Genomic DNA, 15,801 nt, shown 5'->3' with positions numbered 1-15,801 from the left:
CATGCCCGAGAACCAGCCCCCCGAGAGCGATCCGTTCGCCGACCTCTACGGTCGACTTCCCGACCCGCGCACCGGAGCGCGCCCGTCCGGCGGGTCCGCCCCCGAGACGGATGCGGCTCCGCCCTCGCGGCGGGCGGCGCGTGCGGCACGACAGGCCGAGGCCCAACCGACCGCTCCCGAATCGTCGACGGATGCCACGCCCCCGGCGCGGTACGACGCGGCACGTCGCGCGGATTCGTCGTCTCCCTCGGCATCCCGTCCGTCGGGCGCGGGCGGGCAGGCCGCCCCGCGATCCTCCGGCGAGCAGCGCCCCGTCGCCGCGCCGCAAAGCCCGGCAGCTGCGCCGCGTCCCGCCGCAGACCAGCGCCCGGCAGCTGCGCCGCGTCCCGCCGCAGACCAGCGTCCCGCTGCCGCTCCGCAGAGCCCGGAGCAGCCGCGCGCGACGCGACCGGCCGCCGGCCGCATCGACGACACCGCCCCCGGCCCGCGACGCCGGCCCGCCGCGGCGGCCCCTGCCGCAGCCGCGGCCCCCGCCCCTGAGCGCGCACGCACCGAGGCCCCCGTCCGCGAACCCGCGCTCGTGGGTGCCGGGGCGGCGACCGCCTCCTCGGCGTCGAGCCCGGCGGCATCCGGATCGCTCGAAGACCTCTTCACCGGTCAGACCACCACGCACGTCATCGGCGAGACGGCTCCGCGGGCTCCCCGCAGGCGGCGCCGTCTGGGCGGCTGGATCGCCTTCGCGGTGGTCGTGCTGCTCTTCGGCGGGATCGCCGGCGGCGGGGTGGCGCTGTGGAACACGTACGGCGACCGCATCCAGGCGTTCCTCGGCAACGGTGAGCCGCTCGATTACGAGGCGGGTCAGGCCACGGGCGAGGCGCGCGTGACGATCGTCTCCGGCGACACCGGCGAGTCGGTCTCGCCGAAGATGTTCGAGGCGGGCGTCACCAAGGCGTCGAATTCGCTGTACAAGTACATGGTCGACAACGCGGTGGGGTTCACGTTCCAACCGGGCGTCTACAAGCTGCAGCAGCAGATGACCTCGGCGGCGGTGCTCGAGGCGCTGCGCAACCCCGCCAACCGTCTCGACTACTCCGTGCAGCTCCGAGAGGGACTCACGCTGAAGCAGTCGCTCGAGCTCATCTCCGAACAGCTCTCCATCCCGCGCGCCGATCTCGACGCGGCGGTGGCGGATCCGAGCCGGTACGGGGTGACCGCCTCGACCCTCGAGGGCTGGATCTTCCCCGCGACGTACGACTTCGACGAGGGAGTCAGCGCCACCGACGTCATCTCGCGCATGGTGCAGCGCACCGTGCAGTCCCTCGACTCGGCGGGCGTGCCCGTCGAGGATCGCGAGCGCATCCTCACGATCGCCTCGATCATCGAGCGCGAAGCGCGCAGCAGCGAGGACTTCTACAAGGTCAGCCGCGTGATCGAGAACCGTCTGCAGCCCGACAACGTGGAGACCCACGGTCTTCTGCAGATGGATTCGACCGCGCAATACGGCGCCGACGAGTTGGATGCCGGATCCTCGTCGTCGAGCGAGAACGCGCTGACCAGCGACAACCCGTACAACACCTACAAGTACCCGGGTCTGCCCGTGGGGCCGATCGCGAACGCGGGCGACCTCGCGATCGACGCGGCCATGAACCCGGTCGACGGCACGTGGTACTACTTCACGACGGTCAACCTGGCCACCGGGGAGACAGTGTTCTCGACCACGTACGACGACCAGCTCAAGGCCGTCGAGCAGTTCCGGGCGTGGTGCCGCGAGAACCCCGACGGCGGATGCTGACCGGCCGCACACGGCTGGCGGTGTGGGGCGACCCGATCGCGCATTCGCGGTCGCCCCTGCTCCACGCGGCCGCGTACGGTGCGCTCGGGCTCGACTGGGAGTACGGGCGTCGGCAGGTGAGCGAGCCGGCGTTCCCGGACGCGCTGAACGAACTCGATGCCACCTGGCGCGGCCTCTCGCTCACCATGCCGCTCAAGCAGGTCGCGGCGCGCTCCGCGATCTCCCTCGACGACGACGCGCGCCTGACGGGCGCCGTCAACACCTACCTGCTGGCGGACGACGGGCCGCGCGGCTACAACACCGACGTCGGCGGTCTCGCGCGAGCCCTCGCCGAGATCGGCGTCGAGGCCCCCGAACGCATCCGCATTCTGGGCGCGGGAGCGACGGCGACCTCGGCGCTGGTGGCGGCGGCACGGGCCGGGGCAGCCGCGATCGAGGTGCTCGCCCGGCGGCCGGAGGCCGCGATTGCCCTCGGCGCTCTCGGCGACGCGCTCGGGGTCGACGTCCGCGTCCGGCCCCTCGACGCCCCCGAGCTCCCGGTGGTCGACGCCACCATCGCCGCCCTTCCCGGCGGCACCGACCTCGGCGGCCTCGCCGGGGACCTGGCATCCGTGTCGGGTCCGCTCGTCGACGTCGTCTACGGCGGCTGGCCGACCCCCCTCGCGCGGGCGTGGGAGCAGGCGGGCGTCGCCGCCCACGACGGGCTCGCGATGCTGCTGCACCAGGCGCTGCTGCAGGTGCGCGTGTTCGTGGGCGGCGACCCGGCAGTGCCGCTCGATCACGAGGACGCGGTGCTGGCCGAAATGCGCGCCGTGCTCGTGGGAGACTAGGAGCATGCTTCGCGTTCTCACCGCCGGCGAGTCCCACGGCCCCGAGCTGATCGCCCTCATGGAAGGGATGCCGGCCGGCGTTCCCATCTCCTCGGCGCAGATCCGCGCCGAACTGGCGCGTCGTCGCCTGGGCTACGGTCGGGGCTCGCGCATGAAGTTCGAAGAAGACGAGCTCACTCTGTCCACGGGCATCGTCCACGGCTTCACGATCGGCAGCCCGATCGCCCTGCGCATCGGCAACACCGAATGGCCGAAGTGGACCGAGGTCATGAGCCCCGAGCCCGTCGAGCTGTCCGACCGCTCCCGTGGGCGCGGCGCCGCCCTCACGCGTCCCCGCCCCGGCCACGCCGACCTCGTCGGCATGCAGAAGTACGGCTTCGATGAGGCTCGTCCCATCCTCGAGCGCGCCTCGGCCCGCGAGACGGCGGCTCGCGTCGCGCTCGGTGCGGTGGCCCGCTCGTTCCTGAACGAGCTCGGCATCCGGCTCGTCAGCCACACCCTCTCGATCGGTCCCGTGCGCGTCCCCGACGACGCCGCGCTCCCCACGCCCGATGACGTCGACCGTCTCGACGCCGATCCGCTGCGGTGCTTCCACGCCGACACGAGCGCCGCGATGGTGGCCGAGGTCGACGATGCCAAGAAGGCGGGTGACACCCTCGGCGGTGTCGTCGAGGTGCTCGCGTACGGCCTGCCGCCGGGGCTGGGCTCGCACGTGCAGTGGGATCGTCGACTGGATGCCAGACTCGCCCAGGCCCTGATGAGCATCCAGGCCATCAAGGGCGTCGAGGTCGGCGACGGCTTCCTGACCACGACCCGGCGCGGATCGCAGGCGCACGACGAGCTCTTCGCCACCGAAGACGGCATCACCCGTTCCTCCGACCGCGCCGGCGGGACCGAGGGCGGCATGTCGACCGGAACCGTGCTGCGCGTGCGCGCCGGCATGAAGCCGATCGCGACCATCCCGAAGGCTCTGCGCACGGTCGACGTCGCCACCGGCGACACCGCGGCCGCCCACCACCAGCGTTCCGACGTGTGCGCCGTGCCCGCGTCGGGCGTGGTCGCCGAGGCGATGGTCGCCGTGACCCTCGCCGACGCGGTGCTCGAGAAGTTCGGCGGCGACAACGTGGCCGAGACGCGTCGCAACCTCGAGACGTACCTGGCCCACCTGCCCGAGACCCTGCGCACCACCGACGCGTCCGACGCCGCGCTGCTCGCGCATGACCTCGCCTGACGCCGTCCCCGCGCCCGCCGTCGTCCTCATCGGACCGATGGGGGCCGGCAAGACGAGCGTCGGTCGTCGTGTGGCACGCGCCCTGGGGACGACGTTCACCGACACCGACAAGCTGGTCGTGCGCGATCACGGACCGATCCCGGCGCTGTTCGTCGCCCACGGCGAGCCGCATTTCCGCGCCCTGGAGCGCGACGCGGTCGTCGAGGCGCTGGGGCGCGGGGGCGTCGTCGCGCTCGGCGGGGGAGCGGTGCTCGACCCGCTCACCCGGGAGCGGCTCGTCCCGCATCGCGTCGTGTTGCTGACCGTGGCGCCGCACGTCGTGGCATCCCGCATCCACGGCGACGACCGCCCCCTGTTGGGCGGGGAAGACCCGGTCGCGCGCTGGAAGCGCATCTTCGACGAGCGGCGCCCCGTCTACGAGCAGACCGCGGACATCACCTTCGACACCTCGTCGGGCCCGCTCGCACGGGTCGTCGACGACATCGTGGCCTGGGCACGCCGTGTGCCGGCCGGAGAGACGGCATGACCGACACCACCACCATCAGCGTCGCCGGCGAGTCCGGCTACGACATCACGATCGGACGCGGCCTGCTCGCGTCGCTCGGCGAGGTGCTCCCCTCGGGCGCGCAGAAGGTGCTCGTGGTGCACCCGCCGACGCTCGCGAAGCAGGCCGAGGAGCTGCGCGCGCAGCTGATGGGCGACCGGCAGGTGCTGCTCGCCGAGATCCCGGATGCCGAGGCCGGCAAGCGCGTGGAGGTGGCGGCGTTCTGCTGGCAGGTCATGGGGCAGGCCGACTTCACGCGCACGGACGCGGTGATCGGTTTCGGCGGGGGAGCGGTGACCGATCTCGCGGGATTCGTCGCCGCGACCTGGTTGCGCGGTGTCGCCCTCGTGCAGGTGCCGACGACCGTGCTCGGGATGGTTGACGCGGCCGTCGGCGGCAAGACCGGAATCAACACCGCCGAGGGCAAGAACCTCGTCGGCGCCTTCTGGCCCCCGGTCGCGGTGGTCTGCGACCTCGATCTGCTCGACACCCTCTCGAAGAACGAGGCGACCGCCGGGTTCGCCGAGGTCGTCAAGGCGGGGTTCATCTGGCATCCCGAGATCCTCGACCTCATCGAGGCCGACCCTGAGAACATCGTCGACCCGCGCGGCGGCGCCTTCCGCCGGTGCATCGAGCTCGCGATCGACATGAAGGCGCGCGTCGTCGGCGAGGATCTGCGCGAGGCGGGGCTGCGCGAGGTGCTCAACTACGGGCACACGCTCGGACACGCCATCGAGCACGCCGAGCGCTACCGCTGGCGCCACGGCGCGGCGATCTCGGTCGGCATGGTGTTCGCCGCCGAGCTCTCGCGACTCGCCGGACGCCTCTCGGACGACGTGGCACAGCGCCACCGCACCGTGCTCGAGTCCCTGGGTCTTCCGACGACGTATCGCGCCGGGGCGTTCCAGACGCTGAAGGCGACCATGCAGCGCGACAAGAAGAGCCGCGGCAGCATGCTGCGCTTCATCGTGCTCGACGACCTCGCCCGGCCCACCGTGCTGCAGGCCCCCGACGAGTCGCTGCTGTTCGCGGCGTACCAGGAGGTCGGTGCGTGAGCATCGCCGGACGGCGTCCGGTGTCGCGCCTCGCGGGGGCGGCCGGGATCCCGGCGTGACCATCACCGTGCGCCGCGTGCGGGCCGACGAGGGCGCGCGCGTTCGGGCGCTGCGGTTGCGCGCGGTGAGCGACCCGGTGGCATCCATCGCCTTCCTCACCACGTACGAGCAGGAGCTCGCGCGCGACGAGGCGTTCTGGGCGGAGCGCGCGGCGAGCGGCTCCGACGGGGGAGCGACGGCGATGTTCGTCGCGGAGAACGGCGACGAGTGGGTCGGGTCCGTGACGGTGCTGGTGAAGCAGCCCGGCCAGGTCGACTATGCGGGTCGGTCGTCGACGATCGGGCGCGCCGACGTCGTGGGCGTGTTCGTCGCTGCCGAGGCGCGGAGCACCGGCGCGATCGACGCCCTGCTCGACGCCGCGGCACGCTGGACCGCCGACCAGGGCTTCGAGACGCTCGGCCTCGAGGTGCACGTGGACAACCACCGTGCCCAGGCCGTCTACCGGCGCGCGGGTTTCGTCCCGACGGGCGAGACGTTCACGGGGCCGATCGGCGCCGAGCTCGCGATGAGCCGGTCTCTGCGCACGCTCTGACCCGGGCGGGCCGCCCGCGGCCGGCGGGCAGGCAACGGGCGCGGTCGCGTGCAGTGGATGCGGATGGGCGGGGCGTGTCGCTCCGCTTCTGGTGTCGTCGTCCGCATCCGTTCGCGCCGCGCCTCCACGTCGGACACGCGAGAGAGCCCCGTCTCCCGGAGGAGACGGAGCTCTCTCGCGCCGGTCAGACCGTGGCGGGCACGCGCCGCTCGGCGGCGAGGCCGAGCTGGTCGGTGGGGACGTCCTTCGTCTCGCGAGCGGTGAGGGCGCTCACCGAGGCGATGACGGCGATCACCGCGGTGAAGATGCTGATGACGACCCAGCCGCCCGCCGATCCGCCGCCGAGGGCGGCGACGATGCTCGGCGCGAACCCGGCCATGAGGAAGCCGAGCTGCGTGCCGATGGCCATGCCCGAGAAGCGGACGCGGACGCTGAACATCTCGCCGTAGAACGAGGGCCACACGGCGTTCGCCGCGGCGTAGCCGCACGAGAACGTGAGGATGGCGAGGGCGAAGGTGACCAGGTTGTTCCCGGCGCCCATCGACAGCATGTAGAACGGCATGAACGCCGCGGACGACAGCGCGCCGTAGATGAAGACGGGCTTGCGGCCGATGCGGTCGGCGAGCCGGCCGAACAGCGGCTGCGTGAGCAGGGCGACGATGTTCGCGACGACGACGAGCCAGAGCGTGATGCTCGCGTCGAGACCCCGCTCCTTGCCGTAGGCGATCGCCAGGGTTCCGAAGACGGTCGAGACGGCGGCGATGAACGCGCAGCAGATGACGCGCAGCACGTCGCGCCAGTGGTTCTTCAGCAGCGGGACGAGCGGCATGCGGGCGATCTGTCCCTCGGCCTTCGCCTGCTCGAACTCGGGCGTCTCGTGCAGGCTCCGGCGGATGAAGAACGCGACCACCACGACCACGGCGCTGAGCCAGAAGGGCACGCGCCAGCCCCAGGAGAACTTGATCTCATCGGGCAGGGCGACGACGGGGATGAAGATCAGCGCGGCGAGGATCTGCCCGCCCTGGGTCCCGGTGAGCGTCCAGGAGGTGAAGAACGATCGGCGTGAGTCGGGTGCGTGCTCCAGCGTGAGCGATGAGGCCCCGGCCTGCTCGCCCGCGGCCGACAGTCCCTGCGCGAGCCGGCACAGCACGAGCAGGGCGGGAGCGGCCCACCCGATCTGCGCGAAGCCGGGGAGGCAGCCGATGATGAAGGTCGACAGACCCATCAGCAGCAGGGTGAACATCAGCACCTTCTGGCGACCGATCCGATCCCCGAAGTGACCGAGGATGATCGCGCCGAACGGGCGCGCGATGTAGGCGAAGCCGAAGGTCGCGAACGACATCACGAGGGCGGCCTGGTCGCCGGACGGGAAGAACACCGTCGGGAAGATGAGAGCGGCGGCGGAGCCGAACAGGAAGAAGTCGTAGTACTCCACGGCGCTGCCCATGAAGCTGGCGGTGGCCGCCTTCACGGGAGTCTTCCGCGTCGTTGCGGTGGTGGTCATGGACGGATGCTCCTTAGCGGGCGAGGGCCGGGTCGACGGGCGTGTCGGCGGCGACGAGGTCGAGGAAGTGGGCGGTCATGCGCGCGGGATCGGGTCGCGTCCCGGTGATGAGGGCGAAAGCGTCGACGGCCTGGTGGACCGCCATGCGTCCGCCGCTGAGGGTGCGGCATCCGCGCTCGCGCGCGGTGACGAGGAGTTCGGTGTCGAGCGGCCGGTACACGATGTCGGCGACCCACAGCTCGGGGCGCAGTAGCGCGGCGTCGAGGGGGAGGCCCGGGTGCTCGGCCATGCCCACGGGCGTGCAGTGCACGAGCCCGTCGGCGTCGACGAGCGCCGCACCGAGGTCGGCGGGCGAGGCCGTGTCGACGACGGCGAGGGGATGCCGCGTGCGCAGGTCGTCCGCGAGGGCCGCGGCGCGGGTGGGGTCGAGGTCGACGATGCTCAACCGGCCCGTGCCCAGACGCAGCAACGCATCGGCGACGGCGGAACCGGCACCTCCCGCCCCGAGCTGGACGACGTGGCGGGTCTCGGCATCCGGGAGCCCCTCCGCGAACGCGGCGGCGAAGCCCGTGGTGTCGGTGTTGTATCCGACGCGTCCGGACGGGGTGAACAGCACGGTGTTCACGGCACCGAGGGCGGCGGCGACCGGGTCGATGCGATCGAGGTGGGGGAGCACGCTCTGTTTGCACGGGTGGGTGACGTTGACGGCGTCGTACCCGAGGCGCTCCGCCCAAGCCAGGACCTCGCCGATGCGGTCGGGGTCGATCCCCGACGCGGTGAGATCGAGGGGACGGTAGACGTAGGTGAGGCCGAGGGCGCGAGCCTCGGCCATGTGCATCGGCGGGGTGAGCGAGGGCAGGACCCCCGTGCCGATGAGGCCGACGAGATACGGGTGCGCGTCGATCACGGTACTCCTTCGTCTCCGCGAGCCGGCTATGTACTAACCGGTACGTTCAGAGGAAACCACGACGTGCGAGCGGTGTCAACGACGAATTCCGGATGCCGGTACCCCGGGCCGTGTCGGATGCGGCGTGGCGTGCGCGAGTGTCCATGCGTTCACTGTCCACGACGCACCGCATCGCCGGCCCAGGAGGCGGAGTGTCTCGGACACTCGACGGTCTCGGAGCGCCGCGCACGGCAGGGCGTGACGGCGCGATCCTCGATGGCGCGGTCAGCGCGACGCGGCCGTGAGCCAGCCGACCACGACGTCGCCGATCACCGCGCGCAGGTGCGGACGCCGGTCGGCCGAGGCGAGGTCGATGTCGAAGAGATGCCCGAAGGTGTACTGGTTGGCGACCTGGAACACGCAGTAGGAGCTGATGACGAGGTGGACGTCGATGGCATCCACGTCGGTGCGGAAGGTGCCGGCGGCGCGCCCGCGCTCCAGGATCTCGTCGAGCATGCCCTTCGCCGGCTGCGACAGGGTGCGCAGCCCCTCGATCTGACGGATGAAGCTGCCGCGGTGGATGTTCTCGATCGCGACGAGGCGGATGAACGCGTCGTGCCCGACGTGGTGGTCGTACGTGAGCTCGGCGAGGGCGCGGATGGCATCCACCGGATCGGCGTGATCGACGTCGATCGCGCGCTCGGCTTCGCGGATGCCGCGGTACGCCTCTTCGAGCACGGCGCGGTAGAGACCTTCTTTGCTGCCGAAGTAGTAGTAGATCATGCGCTTGGTCGTGCGCGTGCGGGCGGCGATGTCGTCGACGCGGGCACCCGAGAAGCCGTCTTCGGCGAAGACCTCGGTCGCCACCGCCAGCAGCTCGGAGCGCGTTCGTTCGGCGTCACGGCGGGCCTCGACCATCGGGCCAGGATAGTGGACGGCGTTTGTACCAACTGGTACATTCGGCCGCCATGAGGACCTCGATGGCGACCGTCTGCATCAGCGGCACCCTGGCCGACAAACTGCGCGCGTGCGCGGACGCCGGATTCGACGGCGTCGAGATCTTCGAGCCCGACCTGCTCGCGGCGGCCGAGAGTCCCGAGGAGATCGCCGCGCTCGCCGCGCGTCTGGGCCTGAGTCTCGACCTGTATCAACCCCTGCGGGACGTGGAGGGTGTCGGCGACGAGGAGTTCGCGAAGGTCCTGCGCCGCGCCGAGGCGAAGTTCCGCCTCATGAACCGTCTCGGCATCGACCTCGTGCTGTGCTGCAGCAACGTGGCCACCGCGACGATCAACGACGACGAGGTGTCCGCCGGACAGTTGCGGCGGCTCGGCGACCTGGCGGCGGGGTACGGCATCCGGGTCGCCTTCGAAGCCCTCGCGTGGGGACGTTTCGTCGACGATTACCGGCGGGCCTGGCGCATCGTGCAGCTCGCCGATCACCCCGCCGTCGGCGTGTGCCTGGACTCCTTCCACATCCTCTCGCGCGGTCACGATCCGGCCGGGATCGCCGACATCCCCGGGGAGAAGATCCTCTTCGTGCAGCTCGCCGACGCGCCGCGACTGCGCATGGACGTGCTCTCGTGGAGCCGCCACCACCGCCTGTTCCCCGGCGAGGGCGACTTCGACCTGGTCGACTTCACCTCGCGCATCGTCGCGGCCGGATACGACGGCCCGTGGTCGCTCGAGGTGTTCAACGACACCTTCCGGCAGACCGACCCCTACCGCACGGCCCGGCACGCCCGCCGGTCGCTGCGGTGGCTCGAAGACGCGGTGGCGCGCGTGTTCCCGGATGCCGCCGGACGCGACGACCTCGAGATGCTCCCGGATTCCGCGGCACCCTCGGGCGTGGACTTCGTCGAGATCAAGGCCGAGGACACCTCCGAGGTGGAGGAGCTGCTGGCGCAGCTCGGCTTCACCCCGCGAGGCCGGCACCGCACCAAGCCCGTGCAGCTGTGGACCGCGGGTGCGGCCCGTGTCGTGCTCAACGAGCAGCACGCGCGCGGGTGGGAGCCGCAGCTGGCCGCGATCGGTCTCGAGGTCGACGACGCCGAGGCGGTCGACCTGCGTATGAGCGAGCTGCGGGTGCCGCGGGCCTACCGGCGCACCTACGCGCACGAGGAACGACTCGACGGTGCGATCGCGCCCGACGGCACCGAGGTCTACTGGGCGCAGGCCTCCGACGAGGGGGAGCCGGCGTGGGTCGCGGAGTTCGAGCACGGCGAACCCGAGCGGCCCACCGCCATCACGCGCGTCGATCATGTGAGCCTGTCGCAGCCGTGGCAGGCGATCGAGGAGGCGACGCTCTTCTACACGGCGGGGTTCGCTCTGCGGGTGCACAGCAGCACCGACGTGCCCGGGCCACAGGGGCTCGTGGCCAGTCGGGTGCTCGTGTCGCCGGCCGGGGAGGTGCGCCTCCCGTTGAACGTGGCACCGCCCATCCTCGCCGGGGAGCGCGCCGGTGCAGCCCTGCCCCAGCACGTGGCGTTCGCGTGCTCCGACGCCCGGTCGCTCGCCCGCGACGCCCGTGCTCGCGGCTTCGTCCCGCTGGCCATGCCGCGCAACTACTACGACGACATCGCCGCCCGGTTCGACCTGGGCGTGGAGGCCGTCGAGGAGCTCCGCGAGCTGCACCTCGGCTACGACCGGGATGCCACGGGTGAGTACCTGCACTTCTACACGCGCACCGTGGGTGAAGTCTTCCTCGAGTTCGTCGAGCGGGTCGAGGCGTACGCGGGGTACGGCGCGGGGACGGCACCCGTGCGCCTCACCGCGCAGCGACGGCGCTGATAGCGTGCCCGACATGACCACGCCCCGCCGCCTGCTGCTCGTCAACGGACCGAACCTGAACCTCCTCGGCACGCGCCAGCCCGAGATCTACGGGCGCGACACCCTCGCCGACGTCGAGCGGGTCACCGCCGAGGCCGCCGAACGCCACGGTCTCGAGGTGCGCGCCGTGCAGAGCAACCACGAGGGAGTGCTCATCGATGCGATCCACGACGCCCGGCTCGACTGCGCCGGCATCGTGATCAATGCCGGGGGCCTCACGCACACCTCGGTCGCCCTGCGCGACGCGCTGGCATCCGTCGCCCTCCCCGTCGCGGAGGTGCACATCTCGAACATCAAGGAGCGCGAGAGCTTCCGGCACTTCTCGTACATCGAGGACGTCGCCTCGGTGCACGTGATCGGCGAGGGCGTACCGGGGTACGCGAAGGCGGTCGACCTGCTCGTCGAGGTCGTCGCGGGCCGCGCCGACGGCTGACGGCGCGGATCACGTAGACTCTGACGTCGGGCTCTCGCCCACTTCGACTCACGAAACGGAATATCGGCACTCATGGCATCCACCGCAGACATCAAGAACGGCGTCGTCCTGAACATCGACGGTCAGCTCTGGAGCGTCGTGGAGTTCCAGCACGTCAAGCCCGGCAAGGGCGGCGCGTTCGTGCGCACCAAGCTGAAGAACGTCATGTCGGGCAAGGTCGTCGACCGCACGTTCAACGCCGGCGCCAAGGTCGACCTCGAGAACGTCGACCGCCGTGACTTCACCTACCTCTACAACGACGGCGAGGGCTTCGTCTTCATGGACGTCGCCGACTACGACCAGCTCACCGTGGGCGCCGCCACCGTCGGCGACGCGGCGAACTTCCTGCTCGAGAACCAGCAGGTGCAGATCGCGCTGAACAACGGCAACCCGCTCTACATCGAGATGCCGCCGTCGGTCGTGCTCGAGGTCACGTACACCGAGCCGGGCCTGCAGGGCGACCGCTCGTCGGCCGGTACCAAGCCCGCCACCGTCGAGACCGGCTACGAGATGCAGGTCCCGCTGTTCCTCGAGACCGGCACGAAGATCAAGGTCGACACTCGCACGGGCGAGTACCTCGGCCGCATCAGCTGATCTTGAGCGCACGTACCAAGGCGCGCAAGCGCGCCCTCGACATCCTCTTCCAGGCCGACGTGCGCGGCGAGGAGCTGCCGATCATGCTCGCCACCGAGGCCAAGCGCGCGGCCAACGAGCCCGCCCGCGAGGCGTCGTGGCTCTACGCCCGCGACATCGTCGACGGTGTGATCGACAACCGCGACGCGATCGACGAGCAGATCACCACGTTCTCGAAGGACTGGTCGCTCGAGCGCATGCCCGCCGTCGACCGCGCCCTGCTGCGTATCGGCACGTGGGAGATCCTCTACAACGACGAAGTGCCCACCGCCGTCGCGATCGACGAGGCCGTGGAGCTGGCGAAGGAGTTCTCGACCGACGACTCCGGCTCGTTCGTCCACGGCGTACTGGCGCGGATCGCGCGCTCGTCCTGATCCCTCCCGACGTGTCCCGACGCGGCCCCGACCACTCGTCGGCGGTCGCGTCGCGTCGTCTCACGGCGACGGATGCCGTGATGTCGGAGGTCAGCGGCAGGATCACGCCGTGACCTCGTGGCGCGATCTCGTCCCCGCGGGTGAGCGGCCCGCGTTCGAGGCGCTCGCCCTCGGCATCGAGCTGCGTCAGCGCGAGGCCTACGATCCGTCGCGGTGGGAGGCGCGCGCGGTGGTGCCGGTCACGCCGCGGTCGCTCTCGAAACGCCGGGACGATCTGCAGCTCGTCGCCCGGCCCCTCGTGCGCGGCGCGCGTGGCGCGTGGATCCGCGCTGACGCCACGTGGGACGTCGTGCGTCGCTCCACCGGACGGTTCGACCCCGCGCAGGCGCGGTGGTTCGCCGAGTTGCACGCGCTCGCGCAGGCTCTGCGCACCGCGGGCCCGTTCGCGCCGTCGGGCGATACCGTGGCCCTCGACACGGTCGACTCCCCGCTGCTGTGGCCGCACCTCGCGGCGGCCGACGGGCTCGGCATCCCTCTGGTCGCGATGCACGCTCAACAGCGCGTGCGACTGGCGCGTGAGACCACGGCCCGGGTCGCCCTCGACGCGGTCGCCGGGGGAGCCCTGCGTGTGTCGGCAGCCCTCGAGATCGACGGCGAGCCGACGGATGCCGCCCACGCGCGCGCGATCGGCGACTCCGGGCTGTTCGCGTTCGCGATCGACGTCGATCCCGTCCCCGTCGTGCTCGCCGCGGTCGTGCTGCCCGATCCGCTGCCGTCGCTGCTGGGAAAGGGGCCGGTCGACGTGCCCGCGTCCGACGCCGCGGAGTTCGTGGCCGAGGTCTATCCCCGGCTCGCCCGGCGCGCGCCGTTGTCGGTGGGTGCGGGCGTCCCGCCGCCGCCGGCGGCGCGCCCGACCCTCGAGGTCGACGTCGCCTACGACGGCGACGTCGTGACGTTCCGCCTCACGTGGGCGTATCCCGGCGGGCACCGCGTCGCCTACGGCTCGGACGCCGACGATGTCGAGCGCGACGCACGCGCCGAGGCGCAGATCGGGGAACGGTTCGAGACGGCGTGGATGGCGGCTTCCGATCTGCCGATCGCAGCGAGCGCGACCCTGCGCGACGCCGACGCCGCGGTGTTCGCGACGCGGGTGCTCCCCGCCGTCGACGTGCTCGACGAGGTGCGGGTGCGCACCACCGGCGCCGAGCCCACGTTCCGCGAGCTGCGCGGCGACCCCTCCCTGCGGATCACGCTGGTCGAGTCGCTCGACCGGGACTGGCTCGACCTCGGCATCACGGTGACCATCGACGGCCGCATGATCCCCTTCGGCGTGCTCTTCCGCGCGCTGTCGCGCGGCCAGACGCGCATCAAGCTGTCGGACGGGGCCTGGTTCTCGCTGTCGCATCCCTCCCTGCAGCGGCTGCGTGAGCTGCTCGACGAAGCCGCCGCGCTCGACGAATGGGCGACCGGTCCACGGCTTCCGCGTACGCACCTGACGCTGTGGGCCGAGTTCGAAGACCTCGCCGACCAGTCGGAGGCCGCGGGGGAGTGGCGGGCGCTCGCCCGCGCGCTCCGCGACGTCACCGAGGTCCCGGAGATTCCTGCACCGCCCGGGTTCCGCGCCGATCTGCGCCCCTATCAGCGCGAGGGACTGTCCTGGCTCGCGCTCCTGCACGCGCACCGGCTCGGCGGCATCCTCGCCGACGACATGGGACTCGGCAAGACGCTGCAGCTGCTCGCGCTGATGGCGCACACGCGCGCTCTCGGCGACGAGAGGCCCTGGCTCGTCGTCGCGCCCACCTCGGTGCTGCCCACGTGGCGCGACGAGGCGGCGCGCTTCGCGCCCGAGCTGCGGGTCGCCGTGGTCGAGGCCACCGCGGTGCGTCGCTCGCAACACGTTTCCGAGATCGCGGCCGGCGTCGACGTCGTGGTCGCACCCTACGGGGTCGTGCGAACGGATGCCGACGAGTTCGCCTCACCGCACTGGGCGGGGGTCGTCCTCGACGAGGCGCAGTTCGTCAAGAACCCGGCGACGCGCATCCACCGGGCGATCGCGGCGCTGCACACGGATGCGGTCTTCGCCGCGACCGGCACCCCGATCGAGAACGGACTCGACGACCTGTGGGCGCTGCTCGCGCTGACCGCTCCCGGTCTGTTCCCCTCGATCCGGCAGTTCCGGGAGGACTACACGCGCGCGATCGAGAGGCTCCCCTCCGACGCCCCGACCGCGCTGTCCGCCGCCGCGACCGGGGCCCACCGCGAGAAGACGCTGGCCCGTCTGCGCCGGAGGGTGCGGCCGTTCCTCCTTCGTCGCACGAAGGACGTCGTGGCATCCGATCTGCCCCTCAAGCAGGAGCAGGAGATCGCCGTCCCGCTGGGTCCGGCGCACCGGGCCGTGTACGACCGGGTGCTGCAGCGCGAGCGGCAGAAGGTGCTCGGTCTGCTCGACGACCTCGACCGGCAGCGTTTCATCGTCTTCCGCTCGTTGACGCTGCTGCGCATGCTGGCGCTGGCCCCGGGGCTCGTCGACGAGCGCGACGCGCACCTGGGTTCGGCCAAGCTCGACGTGCTGCTCGAGCGCCTCGTGGAGGTGGCGGCCGAGGGGCACCGGGCACTGGTGTTCAGCCAGTTCACGTCGTTCCTCGACCTGGCCGCGGAACGTTTGGATGCCGCCGGGCTCGCGTACGCGCACCTCGACGGGTCGACGGCCCGCCGCGGAGACGTGATCGACGGGTTCCGGGACGGGGACGCCCCGGTGTTCCTCATCAGTTTGAAGGCGGGCGGTTTCGGTCTGACCCTCACCGAGGCCGAGTACGTCTTCCTCCTCGACCCATGGTGGAACCCCGCGGCCGAATCGCAGGCGATCGACCGCGCGCACCGCATCGGCCAGACCAAGAGCGTCTTCGTCTACCGCCTCATCGCCGCCGGCACGATCGAAGAGAAGGTGCTCGCCCTCCAACGCCGCAAGGCGGCGTTGTCCGACGCGGTGATCGACGACGGCGAGGCGTTCGCCGCGGCGCTGGACGCCGACGACATCCGGGGACTGCTGGGGCCGTGAGCCGG

The 15,801-nt window shown here is 71.6% G+C and carries 14 protein-coding genes; 11 read left to right on the top strand and 3 right to left on the bottom strand.

The features are described 5' to 3' along the window. Nucleotide 1 precedes the first annotated feature (1 nt). The 6 genes from mltG to Q9R20_RS14110 are packed head-to-tail and all read left to right on the top strand — an operon-like array spanning nucleotide 2 to nucleotide 6,044. The gene (gene mltG, locus Q9R20_RS14135; RefSeq protein WP_311249931.1) at nucleotides 2-1,792 is read left to right on the top strand and encodes an endolytic transglycosylase MltG; all 1,791 of its coding nucleotides are present in this window, start codon (nucleotides 2-4) and stop codon (nucleotides 1,790-1,792) included. Next, nucleotides 1,786-2,622 carry a shikimate dehydrogenase gene (locus Q9R20_RS14130; protein WP_311249930.1) on the top strand — a complete coding sequence of 279 codons (837 nt, stop codon included), beginning with the start codon at nucleotides 1,786-1,788 and terminating at the stop codon, nucleotides 2,620-2,622. The genes mltG and Q9R20_RS14130 overlap by 7 nt, the downstream gene beginning before the upstream one ends. A 4-nt stretch (nucleotides 2,623-2,626) precedes the next feature. Continuing rightward, entirely contained in the window at nucleotides 2,627-3,853 is a 1,227-nt protein-coding gene (aroC, locus tag Q9R20_RS14125; protein WP_295838863.1) for a chorismate synthase, read from the top strand. Continuing rightward, nucleotides 3,840-4,379, top strand: a complete 540-nt coding sequence (locus Q9R20_RS14120; protein ID WP_311249929.1) for a shikimate kinase — start codon at nucleotides 3,840-3,842, stop codon at nucleotides 4,377-4,379. The genes aroC and Q9R20_RS14120 overlap by 14 nt, the downstream gene beginning before the upstream one ends. Then, on the top strand, nucleotides 4,376-5,452 hold the full coding sequence (gene aroB, locus Q9R20_RS14115) for a 3-dehydroquinate synthase (protein WP_311249928.1): 1,077 nt from the start codon (nucleotides 4,376-4,378) through the stop codon (nucleotides 5,450-5,452). Before Q9R20_RS14120 ends, aroB begins: the two co-directional genes overlap by 4 nt. Nucleotides 5,453-5,507: 55 nt before the next feature. After that, complete coding sequence (locus Q9R20_RS14110; RefSeq protein WP_311249927.1) at nucleotides 5,508-6,044, top strand: GNAT family N-acetyltransferase; 537 nt, start codon at nucleotides 5,508-5,510, stop codon at nucleotides 6,042-6,044. A gap of 184 nt (nucleotides 6,045-6,228) precedes the next feature. Here Q9R20_RS14110 and Q9R20_RS14105 read toward each other — a convergent pair whose 3' ends face one another. The 3 genes from Q9R20_RS14105 to Q9R20_RS14095 all read right to left on the bottom strand — a co-directional run bounded on the left by Q9R20_RS14105 (nucleotide 6,229) and on the right by Q9R20_RS14095 (nucleotide 9,352). After that, nucleotides 6,229-7,548 carry an MFS transporter gene (locus Q9R20_RS14105; RefSeq protein WP_311249926.1) on the bottom strand — a complete coding sequence of 440 codons (1,320 nt, stop codon included), beginning with the start codon at nucleotides 7,546-7,548 and terminating at the stop codon, nucleotides 6,229-6,231. Nucleotides 7,549-7,561: 13 nt separating this feature from the next. Then, the gene (locus Q9R20_RS14100) at nucleotides 7,562-8,455 is read right to left on the bottom strand and encodes a shikimate dehydrogenase (RefSeq protein ID WP_311249925.1); all 894 of its coding nucleotides are present in this window, start codon (nucleotides 8,453-8,455) and stop codon (nucleotides 7,562-7,564) included. Between the two features lie 264 nt (nucleotides 8,456-8,719). Further along, nucleotides 8,720-9,352, bottom strand: a complete 633-nt coding sequence (locus Q9R20_RS14095) for a TetR/AcrR family transcriptional regulator (RefSeq protein ID WP_311249924.1) — start codon at nucleotides 9,350-9,352, stop codon at nucleotides 8,720-8,722. 50 nt (nucleotides 9,353-9,402) lie between these two features. Between Q9R20_RS14095 and Q9R20_RS14090 the strand changes: the two genes are divergently transcribed. The 5 genes from Q9R20_RS14090 (at nucleotide 9,403) to Q9R20_RS14070 (ending at nucleotide 15,796) form a co-directional block, all read left to right on the top strand. Further along, nucleotides 9,403-11,220, top strand: coding sequence for a TIM barrel protein (locus tag Q9R20_RS14090; RefSeq protein WP_311249923.1), 1,818 nt, complete (start codon nucleotides 9,403-9,405; stop codon nucleotides 11,218-11,220). A 13-nt stretch (nucleotides 11,221-11,233) separates the two neighbouring features. Continuing rightward, nucleotides 11,234-11,692: a type II 3-dehydroquinate dehydratase gene (gene aroQ, locus Q9R20_RS14085; RefSeq protein ID WP_311249922.1), complete on the top strand. Its 459-nt coding sequence runs from the start codon at nucleotides 11,234-11,236 to the stop codon at nucleotides 11,690-11,692. Between the two features lie 72 nt (nucleotides 11,693-11,764). Further along, a complete protein-coding gene (gene efp / locus Q9R20_RS14080; protein WP_295838872.1) occupies nucleotides 11,765-12,325 on the top strand; it encodes an elongation factor P in 561 nt (186 codons plus the stop codon). A 2-nt stretch (nucleotides 12,326-12,327) separates the two neighbouring features. Next, nucleotides 12,328-12,738, top strand: a complete 411-nt coding sequence (gene nusB, locus Q9R20_RS14075; RefSeq protein ID WP_311249921.1) for a transcription antitermination factor NusB — start codon at nucleotides 12,328-12,330, stop codon at nucleotides 12,736-12,738. A 109-nt stretch (nucleotides 12,739-12,847) separates the two neighbouring features. After that, a complete protein-coding gene (locus Q9R20_RS14070; protein WP_311249920.1) occupies nucleotides 12,848-15,796 on the top strand; it encodes an SNF2-related protein in 2,949 nt (982 codons plus the stop codon). Nucleotides 15,797-15,801 lie beyond the last annotated feature (5 nt).

This window comes from Microbacterium sp. PRF11, assembly GCF_031844085.1.
Classification (GTDB): Bacteria; Actinomycetota; Actinomycetes; order Actinomycetales; family Microbacteriaceae; genus Microbacterium.
Note: the sequence above shows the minus strand (reverse complement) of the source record. Positions and strands in the feature narration are given on the sequence as shown.

What these genes read in the sequence shown, in the direction of transcription:
- mltG (WP_311249931.1), top strand. Translation starts at nt 2, where the DNA reads ATGCCCGAGAACCAGCCCCCCGAGAGCGATCCGTTCGCCGACCTCTAC.
- Q9R20_RS14130 (WP_311249930.1), top strand. Translation starts at nt 1,786, where the DNA reads ATGCTGACCGGCCGCACACGGCTGGCGGTGTGGGGCGACCCGATCGCG.
- aroC (WP_295838863.1), top strand. Translation starts at nt 2,627, where the DNA reads ATGCTTCGCGTTCTCACCGCCGGCGAGTCCCACGGCCCCGAGCTGATC.
- Q9R20_RS14120 (WP_311249929.1), top strand. Translation starts at nt 3,840, where the DNA reads ATGACCTCGCCTGACGCCGTCCCCGCGCCCGCCGTCGTCCTCATCGGA.
- aroB (WP_311249928.1), top strand. Translation starts at nt 4,376, where the DNA reads ATGACCGACACCACCACCATCAGCGTCGCCGGCGAGTCCGGCTACGAC.
- Q9R20_RS14105 (WP_311249926.1), bottom strand. Translation starts at nt 7,548, where the DNA reads ATGACCACCACCGCAACGACGCGGAAGACTCCCGTGAAGGCGGCCACC.
- Q9R20_RS14095 (WP_311249924.1), bottom strand. Translation starts at nt 9,352, where the DNA reads ATGGTCGAGGCCCGCCGTGACGCCGAACGAACGCGCTCCGAGCTGCTG.
- Q9R20_RS14090 (WP_311249923.1), top strand. Translation starts at nt 9,403, where the DNA reads ATGAGGACCTCGATGGCGACCGTCTGCATCAGCGGCACCCTGGCCGAC.
- aroQ (WP_311249922.1), top strand. Translation starts at nt 11,234, where the DNA reads ATGACCACGCCCCGCCGCCTGCTGCTCGTCAACGGACCGAACCTGAAC.
- efp (WP_295838872.1), top strand. Translation starts at nt 11,765, where the DNA reads ATGGCATCCACCGCAGACATCAAGAACGGCGTCGTCCTGAACATCGAC.